Source organism: Paenibacillus sp. Root444D2, assembly GCF_001426375.1.
Taxonomy (GTDB): Bacteria; Bacillota; Bacilli; order Paenibacillales; family NBRC-103111; genus Paenibacillus_E.
On sequence record NZ_LMEO01000018.1, the window covers coordinates 12,113 to 32,080 of the forward strand.

Below are 19,968 nucleotides of genomic sequence, written 5' to 3' on the forward strand. Positions count from 1 at the left end.
CCCCTATCGGGAAAGGATTATCCTTTTGAAATATGTCCTAAGCTTCAGTTATAGGCAGGCTTCATATATTATGGTCAGCCCACTACAGCCGACTCGCCCTTCTGCAGTTGATACATCTTCGCGTATCGGCCGCCCAGCGTCATCAGCGTCTCATGGTTGCCACGCTCGGCGATCTCGCCGCGGTGCAGCACGAGAATCTGATCCGCATCGCGAATCGTAGACAGTCTGTGCGCGATGACCAAGGTCGTGCGCCCTTCGCTGACCACCTTCAGCGCGCGCTGGATCAGCCCTTCCGTCTCACTGTCGATGCTGGCTGTCGCTTCATCCAAGATGAGAATCGACGGGTCGAAGGCCAGCGCTCGCGCGAATGAAATGAGCTGTCTCTGGCCGGAAGACAGAGTGCTCCCCCGCTCCACAACCTGCTCATCATAGCCGTTAGGCAGCTGCTCAATGAAGGAGGCTGCGCCTACATCACTTAACGCATTTTTCACACGTTCAAGCGAAATCTCCTCATTATACAGGCTCACATTGAATTTGATATCTCCGGCAAACAAGAACGGGTCCTGCAAAACAATGCCCATATGCTTACGCAGCGCTTGCTTCGACATCCCCCGGATGTCGCGTCCATCAATCGTGATACTGCCTTCATCCGGTTCATAGAACCCGAGCAGCAAGTTCATGATGGAGCTTTTGCCTGAGCCTGTATGTCCGACCAAGGCTACGGTTTCCCCCTTGCGAGCTTCGAAGGAAATATGCTTCAGTACGTTTTCCCCTGCTTTATAAGCAAAGGTTACGTCCTCGAACTTCACAACGCCTTCCGGGCGGCTGACTTTATCCGTCTTCTCAACCTCTTGGCCTTCCATGTCTAGGATGGTGAACACCTTATCCGCGGATACAAAGGCTCTTTGCGCATTCGTCAATTGATCGAAAATCCCGATAATCGGTTGAAAGATCCGCCCCAGATAATCGATGAAAGCATAAAACACCCCGAAAGAAATCACGGCTGTCAGCGATTCCCGGCCAAAATACCATATGACCATAGCCGTCACCAAGCTGCCGATGGTCCCCACAATATTACGAGAGGATAAGGAAAAAATACGGAACTGCTTAAGTTGATTTACATAGCGATCCTTGTTCAGTACTTCGAATTCCTCAAGCGTCACTTTCTCCCGGCGAAAAGCTTGAATAATAGGCATAACGACGATCGATTCATTAATCATCGCGTTCATATCACTCAGCCGCGCACGCATAATGGTGATGAAGATTTTCGAATATTTTAAGTGAACAACCATAATTAACGCGAAGATAGGCGGCAGCACCAAGCAAAAAAGAGCGAGATGCCAATCCAGAATGAATAATGCTACGAAAATGCCCGTTAGCTGCATCATGCTCACGACGAACGTAGCCATGAAACTCATGAATAAGTCGCGGACAGCCTCGGTATCGTTCGCAATTCGGGACACAACCTGCCCGATCGGCGTGTTATCGAAATAGCGCAGTGAAATGCGCTGAATGTGCTGCATTAAATCCATGCGCATGTTTTTGATAATTTGCAAAGCCGTAGATTGGAGTAAATAGGCTTGCGAAAAATTACAGATGCTTGCTACGAGGAGCAAGCCCATGTAGAGACCAAGCAGCTTAAGTACAGGCGCCATCGTGTGTGTGCCTGTAGACAAATGCTGATCGATAATGGTTTTGGTTATATAAGGTCCGCCCAGCTCGGCAGCTACTGCACAGCAAAGAATGAGCAGTGCGCCGATAATCCTGAACTTATAGACGAGCGCATACGAAATCAGCCTTCTCGCCGTGGACGGTTTCTGCATCTTGTCGTCCTCCCTTCTTCTGTTTGTCATTCTTCCAAACTCGCTTCCATTTGTTGACGTTCCCACTGCTCTCGGTACCAGCCACCGAACAGCATCAGCTCTTCGTGGGTACCCTCTTCGACGATTCGCCCCTCATCTAGGACGAGGATCCAATTTGCATGGCTTACAGCCGAAAGCCGGTGCGTGCTGATCAATGTTGTTCTGCCCGCGCGTTCCTTACGGATATGCTGGAGGATGCGGCTTTCAGTCCGCGCATCGACAGCGGATAACGAGTCATCAAGCAGCAGGATTTCCGAATCGATCAGAAGGGCTCTAGCAATTGCCAAACGCTGCTTCTGTCCACCTGACAGCATGACGCCATTTTCGCCGACAATTGTCGCTAGGCCTTCCGGCATTTGCTCGATATCTTGGGTAAAAGAGGCCATCTCAATGGCCCTTGCAATCTCTTCCGGCGAAGCGTCATGCTTACCCAGCGCGACATTGTCGCGAATGGATTTCGATAGCAGCAGATGCTCCTGCGGAACGTAGGCCACCCAGCGCTTCACTTGATCCAAGGCGATTCTCTCAATCGGCACGCCTGCAAACAGCAGCTTACCTGGATCGATCGGGAATTGCCGCAGCAGCTGCTTCAGCAGCGTGCTTTTGCCGCTACCCGTCCGGCCTACAATCCCTAGCGTCTGCCCTCTTTCTAATTGGAAAGAAACGTTAACGAGACTTGGATGGTTTGCAGTCGGATACGTAAAGGTTAAATCCTTCATCTCGATACGCTCCGGCACACTCACCGCAATCGGTGCATCAACATCCACAATATCCGCTTTCTGCGTCAGGGCTGTTTCCAGACGGTCTGCCGAGGCACTGCCGCGCTGCAGGACATTAATAAACTCGCCGAAAGAAATCATCGGCCAGATCAGCATACCTAAGTAAATATTAAATGAAATCAGCTGACCCAGCGTGATCTCATTATGAAAGACCATATAAGAGCCATAGCCAATGCCTATCGAGTAACTTAGACCGACAATCAACGATGTAAGCGGCTGAAAAAGCGCATTCAGCATGGACACGCGTCTATTCTTATTCATCACTTCTGACGTTACTTTATCGAAGGCGACCAGATCATGATCTTCCTGAACATAAGAACGAATCACACGAATACCGGAGATGGACTCGAGTGCGTGATCATTCATTTGGCCGAAAGAAGCCTGTGCAGCAAGGAAGCGAACTCTCACTTTTTGACCCAGTTTACTAATCACAAAGGCTAGAAAAGGCAGAGGAATCAGAGCCGCAATCATTAATTTGAAGCTAATAAGGGAGATCATCGTAATAATGACGACGGATGCCCCGACCAACGTGTGCACGAGTGTCATAACGCCGTAACCAGCGGTCTGTCCAATAGCGAGTACGTCATTAGTGGCTAACGCCATCAACTGCCCCGTGCTGTTGCGTTGGAAGAAAGCCGGTGTCATTTTCGTCAGATGAGCCAGTAAACGCCCTCTGAGCACTTTCTCAACAAGTGCCGAATTGCCGAATAAGGTCGTGATCCAAACATAAGTAATTACATATAATAGGAGAGACAAGCCTACAAGCAGAAGAACAGTCTGACTTAAGCTAGATGCCGTTAAACTCCTGCTGCCAATCTGATCGATTGTATTCCCTATCATTTTAGGCGGAATCGTCGCCAATAAATTCACACAGATCATTAAGCTAATTGCAAGCACGTAGTATTTCCATCTTTCTTTGAAAAACCACCGCAATTTGATTACAAAAGACAAGATTTCCACCCCTTCCCATTTCCCACTAAGATTGATTTTATAGTTTAAGCCAATTGAAGTCTACTTATTAAGTTGTTTTTAACGAAACTTTCCGATCACCTGCAACATTCTGGAATATCCCTTTGTTTAGGAAGACAGACTATCCAACATAACTTACATACAGGAAGGAATTACAGCCATGAATCGTACAATGAAAAAGAGCTTAGCTATTCTATCCTTATCCGCCATGATGACGACGGGTGCCGCATATGCTGCAACGAATGAAACTGTCCACACGAATACCATTATGCCTGTAACCACACAAGCTGCTCCAACGGCTATTTCCGTTCAAGTCAATGAAGGAGTCCTTTCCGAGAAAGGTTATTTGAAAGCTGCTGCGACTGAACCTATGCTGCCGCTTCGAGCTGTAACGGAGAGCTTGGTCTTCAAACTCAATTGGAAACAAGAAACGCTTTCCGCTGAATTGGTCGATAACAAGCTTTACGTGCCTACTTCCTTTGTCAGCAAAGTACTGCACGGTTCTGTCACAACGGAAGGAGCTTCGGTTTCCATCGCGATGAAAAAGGATGTTAAGAAAGTTCAAACGACTGGCGTAATCACTTCGATTCGACCTGTTGATGATTATACAGCGATTCAGATTCAAGGAATTGGCACAGAGGGGATGATCCTCAATGTGAACAAAGATACGGAATATCAAATGCTGGATGGCACTAAACTTAGTCTTTCCGATCTTCATGTTGGTTTAACCGTTACTGCTGAGCATTCTATGGCTGCAACCCTCAGCTTGCCGCCACAAACGTCAACTTCCAAGATTACGGTTTTGGACACGAAAAGAGAGGCAAACAGCCTCGGTACAGCTGGCGTGGTTGAAGAAGTCAGGGGCGATGATAAAGGTAATATGAGTCTCCTTGTTAAAGGTACTGGTTTAACGGAAACATCTCCGAGCGAGGTTGTTCTACAAATCTCAGACAAGACGGCTATTGTCGATAAAAACGGCGATAAAGTGGAGAAAGCCGCTCTTGTTAAAGGCGCGAATGTCATCGGATTTTATGGACCAGCATTGACGAAAAGCCTTCCTCCTACCGGTCAAGCATGGAAAATCGTTGTAAGTGCTAAACAAGAATAGGTTATTACTTTTAAAATATCGAAGAAACCTTCCATCTTTGGAGGGTTTTTTTGCTCATTTGTAAAGTATCTACACTGTCCAAATGGTCTGATTTTTGATACAATAGCTGAAAATTCAATCGTAAGGGGACTCATATGGAATACATTAGCACTCGCGGAAAAGTAGAACCCATCGGCTTCATCGACGCCATCTTGATGGGATTGGCAGACGATGGCGGTTTACTTGTTCCTAAGCATATCCCACAATTATCAGCAGACATGTTACAGAAGTGGCAGCAGCTCTCCTACTCGGAGTTGGCTCTTGAAATCTTCTCGCTATATGTGAATAACGAAATCCCGCGCAATGAGCTGAAGCAGCTGGTTGACGATAGCTATGCAACCTTCCGGGACGAAGCAGTGACACCGGTCAAACGTCTGAACGACGGCACGTATGTGCTGGAATTATTCCACGGACCTACTTTTGCTTTCAAAGACATCGCTCTTCAATTCTTGGGCAATCTTTATTCGTACGTTTCTCGCAAAACGAATTCGATTATCCATATTCTTGGAGCCACTTCAGGGGATACAGGAGCTTCAGCGATTGAAGGTGTGCGCGGTAAAGAAGGCATCCGAATCTGTATCCTTCACCCACACGGGAAGGTCAGCAAGGTTCAAGAATTGCAAATGACCACCGTTGATGACGCGAATGTGCTGAATCTTTCCGTTGAAGGCACTTTCGACGACTGCCAGCGTATTATCAAGGAGCTGTTCGCCGACGTGGAATTCAAGCACCGTTACCATTTGCGTGCGATTAACTCAATCAACATTGCCCGCATTTTGGCACAAACGGTATATTACTTCTATGCTTACTTCCAATTAGCGAACAATAATCAGGCTGATAAGGTCAATTTCAGTGTGCCGACTGGTAACTTCGGTGATATCTTCGCTGGCTATTTGGCACAGAAAATGGGTCTTCCCATCCATAAACTCATTCTTGCAACGAACGAAAACAATATTCTTGAGCGTTTCGTACAAGACGGCGTCTACCAACCAGGAGCATTCCGTGGAACATACAGTCCTTCCATGGATATTCAAGTGGCTAGCAACTTCGAGCGCTACTTGTTCTACCTCTATGGCGAAGACGCGCAAGCTGTCTCGGCTATCATGGATCAATTCAAGGCTGAAGGCCGCGTTGTTATCCCTGCTGACAAGCTGCAAGCCGTGCAAGCTGACTTTGCTGCCTATGGCGTGCAGAATGAGGAGTGCTTGGATACAATTAGCGAGTATTATGAGAAATACGCGTATCTGCTCGACCCGCATACAGCTTGCGGAGTAGCTGCTGCTGACAAGCTCGCTGTAGACGGTGAAGTGACTGTTGCCCTTTCGACAGCTCATCCGGCTAAATTCGATGAGTCGATCCGTTTGCGCAGCATTGAGCAGACGTATCCGCAGCAGATTCAAGCGCTGTTCGACAAGCCGCAGTTCCAGACGGTCGTTGGCGGTACGAACGATGAGATCAAGGATCAGTTGGTGAAGTTTTTCTAATAATAGTATGTAAAAAAGCCTCGAAGACTAATGTCTTTGAGGCTTTTTGTGTCAAGTTTCACTACGTTTCGAACACGACTACTTAAACTTCTTAGGGAATTGTTTGATGATCCCGTCCGAAAGAAAATCGGCCACCATAAAAATATGGTCCTCGTATTGTTCGAACGTAGCTATGTCCGCTTCCCAATCCTTTTTGTGCCTAGCTAACACATTGTTTGTGAGCAATTGCAAGTGCCCATACATTAGATCTTGCGCAGTTTTCATGGGCCAATTCGGGTTCGCTTTGCTGAGAAATGCGGCGATATCATCGGCATTCCGATGCCACTCTTTGTTGTACTTCTCGAAATCAGCTGAATTACCGCTTTTGACTGCGGTTATCACTTTGCCTGCAAGAACGATATGTTCAGTTAACAGGTCACCTAGTTGATTACCAGCGGCCTCTCCGTAATACGGTTTTATCGCATTTCCGGTGTCCTTCTGATTCTTGAGCAGTCTAGCCAGCACCTTTTCTTGATCTTCTAAGCCAGCAAGGGCGCTTATAACGTAGCTTCTGGTCCAAAAAACATGATCAATCCACAGTTTTCTTAAGTCGCCTTTCAATTTGACCATCGATTGACTGTAGCACTGCATCTTTACAGCGGCGCGTTCGTCCACCTTTGCCTCTGCGCTTAGTGGGGCCACACTTAAGGCTATGGACATCGACAACAGCATTAACTTGAGAAATTTGCCACGCATCAACATCTTCTCCTTTTGATCATGATTAACAGTCCTTTTATTGTGTGCTTGTGGACTATTTTCATTCATGAGAAGGCATTCGCTAGCTCCTATTGTTGGCAAGCATGCATATGATGGAGGGGATGAAATCAGTCTTCCGACCGATACCCATTCTCCCCCCAGGTCGGAAGACACTGTCCCAAAGACATGATATCTTGGAAGTAATGAAATTTCATCGAATATAGATTAGGAGTGAGCATGTTGAATTTGAATCGCAGTGCCTTTTTGGGCCCCATATTGATCATCTTAGGTATTTTTATGTTTCTAAAAGGTGACAGTACGTTCAATACCGATACCATTTTTGAGTACTTCTGGCCAACTTTGTTTGTCATACCGGTGGGCATATTTTTCCACTGGTTATACTTCTTTATCCTGCAGCGGCGAGGTGTTGGCGTGCTTGTCCCAGGCGGGATTGTGTTAGCAACCGGCGTCATCTGCCAAATCTCCATGCTGTTTGATATCTGGCATCTTATGTGGCCTGGATTTATGCTGGCTGTTGCTGTCGGTTTATTCGAACTGTATTGGTTCGGAGGCCGAAATAAATGGCTGCTCATCCCGATTAACATTCTGACGGTCATGTCCCTTTTGTTCTTCACCATTTTCTCCATAGGCTCTATTTTCAACAAGTTCTTCCACAACCAACCGATCATTGCTATTATTCTTATTGTTGCAGGCGGCTTGATGATGATTACGCGCAATCGGAAATCAATCTAACTCTATGAAGAATACGGATTATGCCCTCCTTTTGGACGAGTGTGGTGTTTATTAGGTAAATACGGAACAAGTTTATAGTAGATGCAAGCTTTTATCATCATAAAGTCGCTTGCTCCAAGGTAATCGTAAAGTTGTACTACGTACAATTTTACGCAGGCTAGATCCACGTTATCCCTGCGATTGTTGCAGAAAATACATCAATTTCCCAATAAATTAGCTCAATTCCATGAAATATGGCTAAATTGTTGTACGACATACAACACTTACTGCTTAATGAGAAGAAACTAACGGAATTGTTGTACGTTGTACAACTTAAGCGGGGTATAGAGCGAGACAGAGGATAAAAGACTGAGACAAAAAGAAGAAGATAAAGATACAGCAAAATCAAGGGACAAGCTTCGCTTACCCTCAATTCTTACATATCTAAAACAAAAAGGAGCCTCATGAATTCATCATGGGCTGCTCTTTATTTATACCTTTACAACGAATTGATAGGCGCCCGACAGGCTGCCATCCGCGTTGCTTTTAATATCCATCAGTAGTGCCTTGTTGTAGATGCCATCCTTCACATTGCCCGCTTCATTCGGGAAAAAGAGCTGACTCGTCAGCACCTGACCATTCGGCGCCTGCACCTTCACGTGGATATGGCGCGTTCGCCCTGGGTACAAGCCCGGCACAATCGTTTCCAATGTAAATTTGCCTTTATCGTCTGTATATTGATGCCCCCGAAGGGTGAAGCTTTTGTTATCATATTGACCGTCTGCATCTGCTTGCCAGAAGTCTAATAACGCATGCGCAGCTGGTTTACACGCCGTGGATACAACGTAGCCTACAAGCGTAAGCTTCGTTCCCTTCATTCCTTGCTCTAACAAGGAACTTTTCTCCGGCGAGTTCGGTGTAAAATACGGACCTTCGGTGACAGCTGGCGTCATCTCCTCCGGGGAACCGCACGCAGGTGTTGGCTCCAGATTCGCAGCTTTCAGTGATTCGCTCGCCGTTTCCTTCGCTTGATTAACTTCAGGCTGAGTCGTTGGTCCTCCAGTCGTAGCTCCGCCGCCCAAATTAATTCCGCAGGCCGCTAACGTCGCACTGGTGACCATTAGAACACTCGATACCAAGAACCGGCGACGCGTTATTTTCATACTCGAAGATTTCGACTCCTTTTGCTTCTCTTCCATTGTCGTCCCCCCCAATTCAACCTCTTGTACGAATAGAATAGCATGGAACTGGGGGAAATTCCCTGAAATTTATCCGAAGATTGGCTTAAAGTTTACTGAAAATAGGCGACGAATGGGCGGAAATACAGTTCTGCAGCTATTTTGAAATAAAAGGATTTCCTTCGATCCAGAATCGCCACGGATATTCTCTGGCCTCCCCACTATTGTCGATACCGATTCTCGGTCCAGCCGCAACGGATTCTATTGTTTTTCCTTCAGCAATGAAAAGAGGACGCTCAAAGAAGGGCCTTCCATAGTCCTCTTTTACAATGCCAAGAGCTTTCGTTAGTTTGCCGGGACCGTTTGTGAGCTCCTTGAGTTTTTTATCGTGGCCGCGGCGATCATACATGAGATCAATTCCTATGCAGGGCTCCACAGCTCGAATTAAGACAGCTTCTGGGTGACCAGGCTCCCCGCTAACAATGTTCACTAGACAATGGGTATGCATCACGTAGGTATAGACATAGCCTGGAGGGCCAAACATGACTTCCGTTCTCTGTGTCCTGCGATTGCCAAAGCTATGAGCGGCGCGATCTCCCGGCCCTTTATAGGCCTCTGTTTCTACAATCCAGCCTGCGGTTATGCCTAATTCGGTTTCTTTCACAAGCAGTTTGCCGAGCAGTGAACGAGCCAAGAGCAGTGTGGGTTGCCTCAAAAATGCAGCAGCTACGGGTTGGAAAGATAGAACATTCATCTCCATTTACGTCATTTCCTTGATCCTTTGAGTAATAAGCTCAACATCCTGGACGAAATATTTCATAAGGACGGGTCTCCGGCGTACAGCGAGTGGATGATAAGAGAAAGCTATAGGTAACCCTTGGAATGTGTGCCATCTACCCCTGTAGCTTTTTACATCGGCACCAACATCCGGAAACATAGAATCCACAACAACATTTCCAAGTCCAAACAACAAACTGGGTTTCTTCTCTTCAAGTTGAAGCTTTAAATGGGAAGAGCACGCCTCTCTGGCTATGGGCTTGTTATAAGCCCGAATCGGGCGGCACTTCAATAAATAACTTACATAAACCAAGCCCAAATCCAGCCCTGCTTCCCTCATCCCCATCTGTAAAGTTTCCCTTGTACCGCATACGAATGCTTGTCCCTCCTTGTCTTCACGGGCACCCGGGTTATCCATAATAATAAAAATCGGAGCTTTGGGATTACCTTCCCCCCAAATCACTCGATGACGCTGCTTGGAAAGCTCGCATTGCTGGCATGCGATGGCATGAGAAGGTGCTGTTTCCTCATCTAGAATAACGGCTTTGAAATCTGACATTCTACGCCTCCTATTCCTATCTCAGTTGGATCTTAAGTCATTTTTCCCTTTATATCAAAGCTGCTATTCTTTACGAAAAAAAGACCCGATCAATATCTGATGGGGTCCCGCCTTCTTTATTATCCTACAACCAAACTATCCTGACCCAGGTTATCCCCTGTGGATTGTTTGATCTGTTTGCTTCTTAATTGTCCACAAGCGGCATCAATATCCGTCCCATGCTCAAGGCGAACACTGCAGCTAATGCCCTGCTTTTTCAAGGTATCATAGAAAGCCCGCACGGATTCTCGCTCGCTCCGTTGATACTGACTATGCTCATCCACAGGATTGTAAGGAATCAGGTTCACATTAGCAAGGTGGCGGATATGCTGGATGAGCTCTGCCAATTGCAGCGCATGCTCTCTACCGTCGTTTACATCCTTCAGCAGAATATACTCGAGTGTAATTCTCCGGTTCGTTTTCTCCAAATAGTACTCGATTGCCTGCATTAACTTCTCAATCGGAATCGCTTTGTTTATTTTCATGATCCGGGTACGAAGCTCGTTCGTCGGGGCATGCAGAGAAATTGCGAGATTTACCTTCAAATCCGAGTCCGCGAATTCGATTATTTTATTAGCAAGACCACTAGTTGATACCGTAATATGTCTAGCGGCAATGTCTAGGCCTTTCTGATCTTTCACAACGCGGATAAAATCAACCATATTTTCAAAATTATCAAATGGCTCGCCAATGCCCATCACAACAATGTGGCTGACACGTTCGTCTTTACCCACTTTGTCCAAATGAAACTGAACCTTCATAATTTGTTCCACGACTTCGGCGCTGGATAGATCACGACTTTTGGCCAAAAGCCCGCTCGCACAGAAGCTGCACCCAATGTTGCAGCCAACTTGCGTCGTTACACAAACGGACAACCCGAATTTATGTCTCATCAACACAGTCTCGATCAAATTACCATCCTGCAGCTTGAACAGGAACTTCATCGTACCATCCGCTGATTCTTGTCTCGTATGTTCAGTCAACGTCTGAATGACGAAATGCTCTTCCAGACTCTGAATACAATCCTGCTTCACATCCGTCATCTCTGAGAAGTCGGTCACCCGCTTCCGATATAGCCAATCCCAGACTTGTAATGCCCGCGATTTTTTGTGTCCTTTTTCCTCAAGCCATGCAATCAATTGATCCAACGTTAATCCAAAGATGGATTCTTTATTCATCGTTATCCTCTTTTCAAGACTTTCACATACAGTCCTATTCTACTAAGCAGCCGAAGCGTACCATCTGTTTATTATTGTGCCAAAAATCCTTCATGAACACAAGGGGAGTTAGAGGCCATACGCGTTCCTTTATCTGCCTCTTATTTTACCATCCTTTATGAAAAATACGCTATTCTACTAATCTATTAATCCATACAGTTCCCACCGCTTTTACATAGGATAGGATAAAAGGAAGTGAGAAAACATGGCATCCAAAACTCAAAAACTCCCTGTTTATTTCAAAAAACAAGCAGTTCTGCTTAAAAAACGTCGTGTGCGTCCTACTCAAATCCCCATTATTATTGCGACATGGTCTATTGAAGCAAATGGATTTAGAGGACTGCTAAACACTACAATCGCTCGTAATGGCTTTGTGACAGGAACGGTATTCGAGAATACCATTCGAGGATGGTATGACGTACCTTCGGGTAAAATTACTTTCCTAAGATTTGTGCCGGGCGGCAGCATCCCTGGAATAAACAACCAGCTTTATGAAGGTTATATTCAAAGGTCTACAATCAACCGTGGAATCACCTTTACGGGTTCATTTATTACAGTTGGTAACGGTTCAACAGCTCAGCTGAATAAATTTAGTTGGTTAGCTAGGGCTATCATCTTAGTATGAGAATCAAATAAAAATTAAGGCACCTCCAAATAGCTGGGGGTGCTTTTTTATGAATACATCCTTTCACATCCACAAATAATGTAACTAGTACGTCAAGGAGGCTAAAAAATGAACAATCAACGCGCTCAAGAGATTGCGGTTTCACCTGTCATGGTAGATGTCACTTATAATGGGACGCCAATCTACATTCAAAATGTCGACGAAAAGAATGAAACCGCCAGAATTTATCCTTTGGATCAACCGGAAAATGAGCAAAGTGTCCCTCTGAGCAGTCTAGTCGAGCGTTCTCAAATGCTGGAGATGGAAGATATCAAGATGATATGCCCATTGCCGCAGGATTGAAAAGAAGTAAGAAAAAAGAAAGAGGATACCCTCGGCGGTATCCTCTTTACTAATGATAGTTGGTATATGTCTATGAAAATTTAATTATACCTACCGAATGCAGGAATACACAGACAATGAGTATGGGAGCTACTACGCGCAGCAAGAACATCCAGGCTTTATACCAAAAACCTTTCAAACCCGCTTCTTCTCCAGCCTTTTTCCATGCGTAGCCAGTAAACAAGGTAACAACCAACCCACCAAATGGCATCAGAACATAAGAAGTAACGAAGTCCATCCAATCAAAAATGCTTTTACCTCCAGGATGGAAGTCCCCTAGCACGCCTCCAACAGAAAGCCCTGAAGGAACACCAACTAAGAAACAAAGGATGGATAAGATAACCGCTGATTTTTTGCGGCTCCACTGCCATTTGTGCATAGCATAAGCAACTGGAACTTCTAAGATGGAAATCGCTGAAGTTAACGCCGCAATGGCCAGCAGCAAGAAGAATAGACCACCAAAGAAGAAACCAAATGGCATTTGTGAGAACGCCGCAGGCAGCGCCATGAAAGCCAAACCTACGCCTTCGCCAGGCTGAAGCCCGTAGGAGAACACCGTAGGGAAAATGACTAGACCCGCGATGAAAGCATATACTAAATCACCGAAACCAATGGCGAGCGTCGCCGTGCCGAGTGATTGTCTTTTTTCCACATAAGATCCATAGGTTAGCATACAGCCCATCCCTAACGATAAGGAAAAGAACGCATGTCCCAAAGCAACTAGTGCAGACTCCGCGTCCAGCTTGGAGAAGTCAGGTTTTAAGAAGAAGGATACCCCCGCTGCTGCCCCTGGAAGCGTAAGCGAACGGAACATAAGAATGAGTAGGATGATGAGAAAACCAGGAATCAAAATTTTGTTGAATTTCTCAATACCGCCAGAAACCCCCTTGGCAATAACCCACCCTGTAACCAACATAACAACGGCCTGCCAGAAAATAGGCCAGTAGCCCGAAGCGAATGATAGGAACTTCTCTTTATAGTCGGAGCCCTCTTGGAACAAGAGGCCAGTAAACGACTCTACCGTATAATGGAGTGTCCATCCCGCGACTACCGCGTAATAGGACATGATCATGAAAGCGGTTAGAATTGATAATAACCCAAATGCTCCCCAGTATTTTTTGCCCGTCAGATTAAAGAAGGATACCGATGCATTCCCTCTACCGCCGCGGCCAATCGTCATCTCTGCAAGCAAAATAGGTAAGCCTACAACAATTAAACAAATAATGAACAACAGGAAAAAGGCAGCACCGCCATGTTTACCTGTAATGTAGGGAAACTTCCACATGTTGCCTAGCCCTACCGAGCTGCCGATCGCAGCCAAAATAAAACCAGTAGACGTAAATCGTTCAACCGTTCCTGTTTTTTTGCTTGCTGCTTGTCCTGATGTCTGATCGTTACTCATGATGAATGATTATCTCCTAACGTTATTTAGATGAAATAATGTTACTGGAAAATCCTTCTCAAGTCACCTTGTAAAATTTCACAAAGTTTACATCCGTTTATTCTTTATCAATGGTTTGATGGATTCCATCTTCATAAAAATCAAAGACAAGCTGTTGCTTCGTACCTCTAGCCGCATAGAACACATCCGATATCTGTTTTCCTTTGCGTTTTACCTCCAGTTCCAACCATTCCTTAGTCAGTCCGTTATTCTCTAGGTTTTTCTCCATCATTTTTCCATCCATAATTAATTCAATGGGAAAAGCTTGGGTGTTTGAATGAAGCTTCATATCCTTTTTAGTGACATATTGGTACTCGTCTTTTTTTAATACCGATACCACACCATTATCCTCAAGTACAGCGTAGTCCACTTCCTCTATATTAAAAATCCCCTTTTCCCTTAAAGCTTGATCTAATGAGTCCAGTGTATATCTCACTTTTCTCATATTATCTTCAAGAATTTTCCCGCTTTCCATAAGTACCGTCGGGGAACCTGATATCCAGTTTCTCATTTTGCGGCTTTTCAATGCAATGACGGATAACAAATAGGACATAATGGCAATGACAATCAGCGATAAAATCATATGCGAAAGACTTAATTTTTCATTGAATGCCAAATTAGCTGCAATAGCCCCTATAGTAATACCAGTCACAAAATCATGAAACGTCATATTGGAAATCGTCTGTTTACCAAGTACTTTGGCTATAAACAGAAGCAGTAAAATAGCTAGAACGGTCCGAATCAGAATTTCCACGTAGGCATACATACTTATGTCCCTCCTCCCTGTCATTATCTCCTAAATAGAAAAGAAAAAACCAAGCACGGATAGAGAGGAGGCTCTTGGTTTCCCCTGATCCGGATCTGATGATCAGCACAAGGTCATTTCTACCGAGTTCTTAAATCGTTGATTACCCATGGTAAACGACTCCTTTAGTATACTTTTTGATACTATAGTACTTAAAAGTAGGTACTTGCTTTTAATTCCAATACCATTAATAATAATGGCATGACTTTGCAAATAGGAACCCTTGTTAGGGTTGTCTTCATAAATAGCTTAAAGGAGAGATGACTATGACTCAGAAATTGTTTTCTTCGTATGATTTGAAAGGTTTGCACTTAAGCAATCGCATTGTCATGGCGCCAATGTGTCAATATTCGGTTACGGCCAAAGACGGAAAGCCAAATGAATGGCACTACGTTCACTATCTTAGCCGCGCTATTGGCGGTACTGGTCTCATTATCATGGAGATGACGGGTGTTGATCCCGATGGCCGCATTACTGATCTCGACTTAGGACTATGGTCAGATGATCATATTCCAGCATTCTCCAGAATTATCGACGGTGTACATTCGCATAATGGCAAAATCGGGATTCAGATCGCTCATGCTGGACGCAAAGCAGAAGACGCGGCAGTCCCCATTGCCCCATCTGCGATTAAGTTTCCTGGCTCGGCTTACAAGATGCCGCGCGCTCTTACAACCGAGGAGGTTCAAGACGTCGTCCAAAAATTCGGTGATGCCGCCCGCCGTGCTGTAACAGCAGGTGTAGATACGATCGAGCTTCATGGAGCTCACGGCTATTTGATCCATCAGTTCCAATCGCCTCTAACCAATAAACGAGATGATGTATACGGTCAAGACCTAGCCCGTTTTGGCGTAGAAGTCATTCAAGCCGTCAAAAAAGAAATGCCTGCTGACATGCCGCTCATCTTCCGCATCTCCGCAGTGGAGTATGCTGATGGCGGATATGATATGGATCATGCCATCGAGCTTTCCAAAGCCTACCAAGCTGCAGGTGTAGATGCTTTTCATGTGAGTTCCGGCGGGGAAGGACCCGCTGGAGAGAGAAAACCAGGCAACTACCCCGGCTATCAGGTTCCGTTCGCACGTAAAATCCGTGAGGCGCTGAATGTACCCGTGATTGCTGTAGGTATGCTCGAAGACCCAGCGCTTGCTGAGTCCGTTATCGGCAGTGAAGATGCAGATTTCATAGCGATTGCACGGGGCATGCTGCGTGATCCGTACTGGGCTACACATGCAGCCATTACACTTCGCAAAGAACCGAATCATATCCCGGAACAATATGCTCGAGCTTACTAAATATAAAAAATGGAGCCACCCTAGTTATTTATGGGTGGCTCCTTTCTTTCTAGTTGATTGCCAAGGTAACGGGAAAAGAATAAGATGTTAAATGGGCACAGATTCCTGTCAATTCACACATTACACGTATGTGCCCTTTATTTGGTTTGGACATCTGAGAGGGGATTCTCGTATGAAAAGTCTTGCGTCCTACTATTTCCTATACTATCTCGGACAGGCAGCATTAATGCCTTATCTTAGCCTATATCTTAGTGATAAGGGGATAAGCTCTACCCTAGTCGGACTGCTTCTATCTCTTTGGGCCTTTACGAGTGTCATTGCTCAGCCCATTATGGGCATACTGAATGACCGGCTGAACGATCGCCGACAAATATTGATGCTTTGTACCATCCTATCCCCTATTCTCGCATTTGGCTTCTACTTTTTTGACGCCTACTTTGCCTTATTGATCTTCTCGGTTCTCTTCCCATGGTTTCAATCTTCTTCTGCCTCGTTAAGCGATGCGTTGGCTGTTGAGATTGGCAGTAATGCGGGTATTTCTTTTGGCAGCATTCGTCTCTGGGGAGCCCTGAGTTTTTCCTTGGCTAGTTTTGCCACAGGTATTATTTATGAACGCAGCGGCTACGGAAGTAGTTTTTTCTATTTCCTTATCATCAATGCTGCTGTCCTCGGTGTATTGTTTCTATTTCCAAAAATCAAGCCGTCCGAACATAAGCTGTCGATGTTTGATCAGGCTAAAGAGGTAATTAGCCATAAACGGTTTCTAGGCTTTATTGGGATTTGCTTGCTGGTGAATTTATCGATTGCGATCAACTTTTCATTTCTTCCTATTTATTTCAAAGAAATGGGCTTTAATAAAGCCTGGATTGGCACCACGTATGCGATAGCAGCGATTATTGAAGTACCGATGTTCTGGGTATCAGCTAAGCTGAATAACAAAATCGGACGTTTGCCTGTCCTCTGCATGGCTGCAATTTGCTATGCGGCCAAGTGTTTGACATTGGCTTTCACGCACGATATTTATCTGGTGCTGGCTTCTCAGCTTTTAGACGGAATGGCCTATGCTTTTTTCGCAAGCGCATCTGTTGAAATGGTGAAAAGTTATTCCAAAGACGAGAATCAGGCTACCTTTCAAACGGTATTTGCAGCGATCACTACGGGGCTTGGCGGAATTATTGGCGGTGCCTTTGGAGGTATCTTCATTGACCATATGGGCGCACCTTTCCTTTATTTCATATTGTTTGCGTTGTGCTTGATGGCAGCCATTTTATTCCTTATTTCCAATAAAATATCCAATCGCTCGACAAAAAAACGCACCTTTTTACATATTTTTTAAAAGAATTGTCTTGATTATAAGCTTAGAAAACTAAATAATATGAAAAAGGTCTTATTGATCGGCACGATTTGATTATGATTTGAGCTTTAGTACACACAACAGAAAGGTTGCCATTGACATCATGGAGTTATCTCACCGTATTACCAAGGAACAGACAGCCAAAGAACCGTTCCCCATCTCTATACTTTCTCTTACCGTTGGCGCCTTTGCCATTGGAATGACTGAATTTGTCATCATGGGGCTTTTGCCTAATGTCGCGAATGATCTGCATGTCAGCATCTCATCCGCAGGACAACTCATTACGATGTATGCCCTCGGGGTAGCTATTGGCGCGCCTATACTGACGGTTCTCACCCACCGAATCCCGCAAAAAAAACTGTTATGTTTGCTAATGGTTTTATTTATTCTGGGTAACGGAATTTCTGTTTTCGCTCCAAGCTATGCCATTCTCATGGGAGCCCGTATGATAACCGCATTGACACACGGGACATTCTTTGGCGTCGGGGCTGTTATCGCCTCCAATCTGGTACGTCCGGACAAGCGTGCCGGTGCCGTATCCATTATGATGGCCGGTCTAACCATTGCCAATATTATCGGTGTTCCTCTGGGGACATTCATCGGTCAACACATGGGGTGGCGATCCTCATTTGGCGCGATTGCGATCATGGGAATCATTGCATTAATCGGCATTCTTATCTTTATACCGCAAATTCGACATGACCAACCAGCGAGTATCGTTAAGCAGATAAGCGCTCTCGTCAAGCCCAAGCTCCTTCTTTACCTGCTTATCGGAGCACTAGGCAACGCCGGCCTATTCGCCGTCTTTACTTATATTACGCCACTGCTTGTGCAAGTCACCGGTTTTGCTGAACATAGCGTAACTTGGATTCTAGTCCTCTTCGGCTGTGGAGTAACCATCGGAAATATCGTTGGCGGGAAGCTTGCGGACTGGAAGCTGATGCCTTCCATACTGGGACTTTATCTTTCGATATGTGTACTTCTCACCCTCTTCACCTTTACCATTCATAGTCCAATAGCTGCGGTATTGACTATTTTTCTGTGGGGAGCTGCTTCCTTTGCTGTGTTCCCTGGGCTGCAAGTACGAATAATGAGCCTTGCACAGGCGGCGCCAGCACTTGCTTCTACCTCCAGTCATTCTGCCGGTAATCTAGGAAATGCATCTGGCGCTTTCATAGGGGGATGGGTCATTACCCATCTATCCATCACAGCCCTCCCTTGGGTCGGCGCTATACTTGTAGGACTGGCGCTGATCTTAGGATTTGCTTGTTATCTTGCAGAACGCAAGCCTGCTAATGTGTAACTCTTTAATCATACAAACAAGGGGCTGTCTCTTTGGGACAGTCCCTTGTTTTGTCTTAAAGCCTATCTCACAGTCATCTTCGGCGACTTTTTGCACAGCCACTTTTGCTGCAATGATGTATTTCATCGTTAGATTCAAGTTGATGTAGCATTACGATTGCTGCATCGATGTTTTACATCGTTATAAGGGCGATTGGGCGAACAAATGTTCATAAAAGGTTGATGGAACGATGTTTTACATTGTTACAAGGGAGCTCAATCATCTTTTTAATGCTGTAGCGGTGCACAAAGTAGTCTTTCGGCAAAAGAAAATCGAATTCATTTAGCGTGCAAAAAAAGAAAGGTTCTATTCCGATTTTCTCTAAGAAAACCGAACTATGGCCTTTCTTTTTGCATAATCAACTTTAGCGATTCCCATAATGATAATTGTTTTGAGGGGGATACTGGTATTGAGGCGCTGCATGGGGATGACTTGTCGTGTTAGAATACGAGGGAGTGGCCTGCCGCTTATGCATTTCTGACACACATTCGTCCGTAGGTCCAATTATAATGGTTTGATTATCTAGAGGTTTAAGAGTTTTCCTCAATAGTTCTGGATCTAAACAATACGTATGGGCAAGGACTTCTATTGGTGTTTTTGTTAGAATATCAGACCCAAAAATATACTCTGGATACGGAGCATCAAAGATGGCGAGTAAATGGGTGCTATCTTCTAAAGCCACTTCCCAATGCCACCAGCCCTGCGGAATATTCGCCACTTGTCCTGGGACTATCGTCACATTTGTGATTACATTATTAAAAGGATTAATTAAGGAAACCCTAGCGGTTCCCGTAATACAATAAACAAGCTCAGATGCATTTTGATGATAATGTGGTTCAACAACACGTCCTTTACTTAAATAAATATCAAGCAAAGAAACGTTACCCAGCGTGTTTAAATTCTCTCGTCCCAATCGATTAATAAAATTTTCGGCATTCCTTGTTTTCAAACGGTTCTTATTGATATCAAAAAAATATTGAACATCTGGTTTCGTATAATCTATATCAGGTGTCGCCATTTAGGAACAACTCCATTTCACTTGTAATTCATATATCTGCATGATATGCGTTGGAAGTTAATTCGTGATAAATGCCTAGTTTTGGCTGAAGCAAGATTTCTTAAATAAAGAGCATACGCCAAAAGCATGCTGCGCCCAAGAAGCGAAATGCTAATGCTTGCTTATACGTGTAAAGTTGTATTTTATACAAAATTATGCAAGATAACCCTCGTTTTTAAGCGATTGTTGC

At 45.0% G+C, this 19,968-nt stretch carries 17 protein-coding genes and 1 pseudogene; 8 read left to right on the top strand and 10 right to left on the bottom strand.

All coding sequences use genetic code 11. The annotated features are described in order from the left end of the window. Positions 1 to 74 precede the first annotated feature (74 nt). The gene (locus tag ASD40_RS12390; protein ID WP_057303589.1) at positions 75 to 1,823 is read right to left on the bottom strand and encodes an ABC transporter ATP-binding protein; all 1,749 of its coding nucleotides are present in this window, start codon (positions 1,821 to 1,823) and stop codon (positions 75 to 77) included. Positions 1,824 to 1,849: 26 nt separating this feature from the next. Then, positions 1,850 to 3,595, bottom strand: coding sequence for an ABC transporter ATP-binding protein (locus ASD40_RS12395; protein ID WP_057303695.1), 1,746 nt, complete (start codon positions 3,593 to 3,595; stop codon positions 1,850 to 1,852). A gap of 175 nt (positions 3,596 to 3,770) precedes the next feature. Here ASD40_RS12395 and ASD40_RS12400 point away from each other — a divergent pair, with 175 nt between their 5' ends. Both ASD40_RS12400 and thrC read left to right on the top strand, forming a co-directional pair. Beyond that, complete coding sequence (locus ASD40_RS12400) at positions 3,771 to 4,718, top strand: hypothetical protein (protein WP_057303590.1); 948 nt, start codon at positions 3,771 to 3,773, stop codon at positions 4,716 to 4,718. A 134-nt stretch (positions 4,719 to 4,852) separates the two neighbouring features. Continuing rightward, positions 4,853 to 6,241 carry a threonine synthase gene (gene thrC, locus ASD40_RS12405; protein ID WP_057303591.1) on the top strand — a complete coding sequence of 463 codons (1,389 nt, stop codon included), beginning with the start codon at positions 4,853 to 4,855 and terminating at the stop codon, positions 6,239 to 6,241. A gap of 78 nt (positions 6,242 to 6,319) precedes the next feature. Here thrC and ASD40_RS12410 read toward each other — a convergent pair whose 3' ends face one another. Next, complete coding sequence (locus ASD40_RS12410; RefSeq protein ID WP_057303696.1) at positions 6,320 to 6,976, bottom strand: hypothetical protein; 657 nt, start codon at positions 6,974 to 6,976, stop codon at positions 6,320 to 6,322. Between the two features lie 237 nt (positions 6,977 to 7,213). Between ASD40_RS12410 and ASD40_RS12415 the strand changes: the two genes are divergently transcribed. Further along, positions 7,214 to 7,729 (top strand): hypothetical protein, encoded by a 516-nt coding sequence (locus tag ASD40_RS12415; RefSeq protein WP_057303592.1) that lies wholly within the window; start codon positions 7,214 to 7,216, stop codon positions 7,727 to 7,729. Between the two features lie 470 nt (positions 7,730 to 8,199). Here ASD40_RS12415 and ASD40_RS12420 read toward each other — a convergent pair whose 3' ends face one another. The 4 genes from ASD40_RS12420 to rlmN all read right to left on the bottom strand — a co-directional run bounded on the left by ASD40_RS12420 (position 8,200) and on the right by rlmN (position 11,439). After that, a complete protein-coding gene (locus tag ASD40_RS12420; protein ID WP_057303593.1) occupies positions 8,200 to 8,907 on the bottom strand; it encodes a dioxygenase family protein in 708 nt (235 codons plus the stop codon). A 136-nt stretch (positions 8,908 to 9,043) separates the two neighbouring features. After that, positions 9,044 to 9,646 (bottom strand): DNA-3-methyladenine glycosylase, encoded by a 603-nt coding sequence (locus ASD40_RS12425; protein ID WP_082562200.1) that lies wholly within the window; start codon positions 9,644 to 9,646, stop codon positions 9,044 to 9,046. Next, complete coding sequence (locus tag ASD40_RS12430; RefSeq protein ID WP_057303594.1) at positions 9,647 to 10,222, bottom strand: uracil-DNA glycosylase; 576 nt, start codon at positions 10,220 to 10,222, stop codon at positions 9,647 to 9,649. It abuts the gene before it with no gap. 119 nt (positions 10,223 to 10,341) lie between these two features. Continuing rightward, positions 10,342 to 11,439 carry a 23S rRNA (adenine(2503)-C(2))-methyltransferase RlmN gene (gene rlmN, locus ASD40_RS12435; RefSeq protein ID WP_057303595.1) on the bottom strand — a complete coding sequence of 366 codons (1,098 nt, stop codon included), beginning with the start codon at positions 11,437 to 11,439 and terminating at the stop codon, positions 10,342 to 10,344. A gap of 244 nt (positions 11,440 to 11,683) precedes the next feature. Between rlmN and ASD40_RS12440 the strand changes: the two genes are divergently transcribed. Both ASD40_RS12440 and ASD40_RS12445 read left to right on the top strand, forming a co-directional pair. Further along, the gene (locus ASD40_RS12440; protein WP_057303596.1) at positions 11,684 to 12,103 is read left to right on the top strand and encodes a hypothetical protein; all 420 of its coding nucleotides are present in this window, start codon (positions 11,684 to 11,686) and stop codon (positions 12,101 to 12,103) included. 108 nt (positions 12,104 to 12,211) lie between these two features. Continuing rightward, positions 12,212 to 12,385: pseudogene (locus ASD40_RS12445) on the top strand (small acid-soluble spore protein H); the annotation flags it as partial. 130 nt (positions 12,386 to 12,515) lie between these two features. On the opposite strand, the gene ASD40_RS12450 reads toward ASD40_RS12445, so the two are convergent. Beyond that, a complete protein-coding gene (locus ASD40_RS12450; protein WP_057303598.1) occupies positions 12,516 to 13,886 on the bottom strand; it encodes a sodium-dependent transporter in 1,371 nt (456 codons plus the stop codon). 97 nt (positions 13,887 to 13,983) lie between these two features. Beyond that, complete coding sequence (locus ASD40_RS12455) at positions 13,984 to 14,691, bottom strand: DUF421 domain-containing protein (RefSeq protein WP_057303599.1); 708 nt, start codon at positions 14,689 to 14,691, stop codon at positions 13,984 to 13,986. Between the two features lie 305 nt (positions 14,692 to 14,996). Here ASD40_RS12455 and ASD40_RS12460 point away from each other — a divergent pair, with 305 nt between their 5' ends. The 3 genes from ASD40_RS12460 (at position 14,997) to ASD40_RS12470 (ending at position 18,682) form a co-directional block, all read left to right on the top strand. Further along, positions 14,997 to 16,025: an NADH:flavin oxidoreductase/NADH oxidase gene (locus ASD40_RS12460; RefSeq protein WP_057303600.1), complete on the top strand. Its 1,029-nt coding sequence runs from the start codon at positions 14,997 to 14,999 to the stop codon at positions 16,023 to 16,025. A 172-nt stretch (positions 16,026 to 16,197) separates the two neighbouring features. Next, a complete protein-coding gene (locus ASD40_RS12465) occupies positions 16,198 to 17,361 on the top strand; it encodes an MFS transporter (protein ID WP_057303601.1) in 1,164 nt (387 codons plus the stop codon). A 121-nt stretch (positions 17,362 to 17,482) separates the two neighbouring features. Next, entirely contained in the window at positions 17,483 to 18,682 is a 1,200-nt protein-coding gene (locus tag ASD40_RS12470; protein WP_057303602.1) for an MFS transporter, read from the top strand. A gap of 403 nt (positions 18,683 to 19,085) precedes the next feature. On the opposite strand, the gene ASD40_RS12475 is transcribed toward ASD40_RS12470, so the two are convergent. After that, complete coding sequence (locus ASD40_RS12475; protein WP_057303603.1) at positions 19,086 to 19,739, bottom strand: cupin domain-containing protein; 654 nt, start codon at positions 19,737 to 19,739, stop codon at positions 19,086 to 19,088. Positions 19,740 to 19,968 lie beyond the last annotated feature (229 nt).

Coding starts and splice junctions, on each gene's coding strand:
- ASD40_RS12390 (WP_057303589.1), bottom strand. CDS start 1,823: ATGCAGAAACCGTCCACGGCGAGAAGGCTGATTTCGTATGCGCTCGTC.
- ASD40_RS12400 (WP_057303590.1), top strand. CDS start 3,771: ATGAATCGTACAATGAAAAAGAGCTTAGCTATTCTATCCTTATCCGCC.
- thrC (WP_057303591.1), top strand. CDS start 4,853: ATGGAATACATTAGCACTCGCGGAAAAGTAGAACCCATCGGCTTCATC.
- ASD40_RS12410 (WP_057303696.1), bottom strand. CDS start 6,976: ATGCGTGGCAAATTTCTCAAGTTAATGCTGTTGTCGATGTCCATAGCC.
- ASD40_RS12415 (WP_057303592.1), top strand. CDS start 7,214: ATGTTGAATTTGAATCGCAGTGCCTTTTTGGGCCCCATATTGATCATC.
- ASD40_RS12420 (WP_057303593.1), bottom strand. CDS start 8,907: ATGGAAGAGAAGCAAAAGGAGTCGAAATCTTCGAGTATGAAAATAACG.
- ASD40_RS12425 (WP_082562200.1), bottom strand. CDS start 9,646: ATGGAGATGAATGTTCTATCTTTCCAACCCGTAGCTGCTGCATTTTTG.
- ASD40_RS12430 (WP_057303594.1), bottom strand. CDS start 10,222: ATGTCAGATTTCAAAGCCGTTATTCTAGATGAGGAAACAGCACCTTCT.
- rlmN (WP_057303595.1), bottom strand. CDS start 11,439: ATGAATAAAGAATCCATCTTTGGATTAACGTTGGATCAATTGATTGCA.
- ASD40_RS12440 (WP_057303596.1), top strand. CDS start 11,684: ATGGCATCCAAAACTCAAAAACTCCCTGTTTATTTCAAAAAACAAGCA.
- ASD40_RS12450 (WP_057303598.1), bottom strand. CDS start 13,886: ATGAGTAACGATCAGACATCAGGACAAGCAGCAAGCAAAAAAACAGGA.
- ASD40_RS12455 (WP_057303599.1), bottom strand. CDS start 14,691: ATGTATGCCTACGTGGAAATTCTGATTCGGACCGTTCTAGCTATTTTA.
- ASD40_RS12460 (WP_057303600.1), top strand. CDS start 14,997: ATGACTCAGAAATTGTTTTCTTCGTATGATTTGAAAGGTTTGCACTTA.
- ASD40_RS12465 (WP_057303601.1), top strand. CDS start 16,198: ATGAAAAGTCTTGCGTCCTACTATTTCCTATACTATCTCGGACAGGCA.
- ASD40_RS12470 (WP_057303602.1), top strand. CDS start 17,483: ATGGAGTTATCTCACCGTATTACCAAGGAACAGACAGCCAAAGAACCG.
- ASD40_RS12475 (WP_057303603.1), bottom strand. CDS start 19,739: ATGGCGACACCTGATATAGATTATACGAAACCAGATGTTCAATATTTT.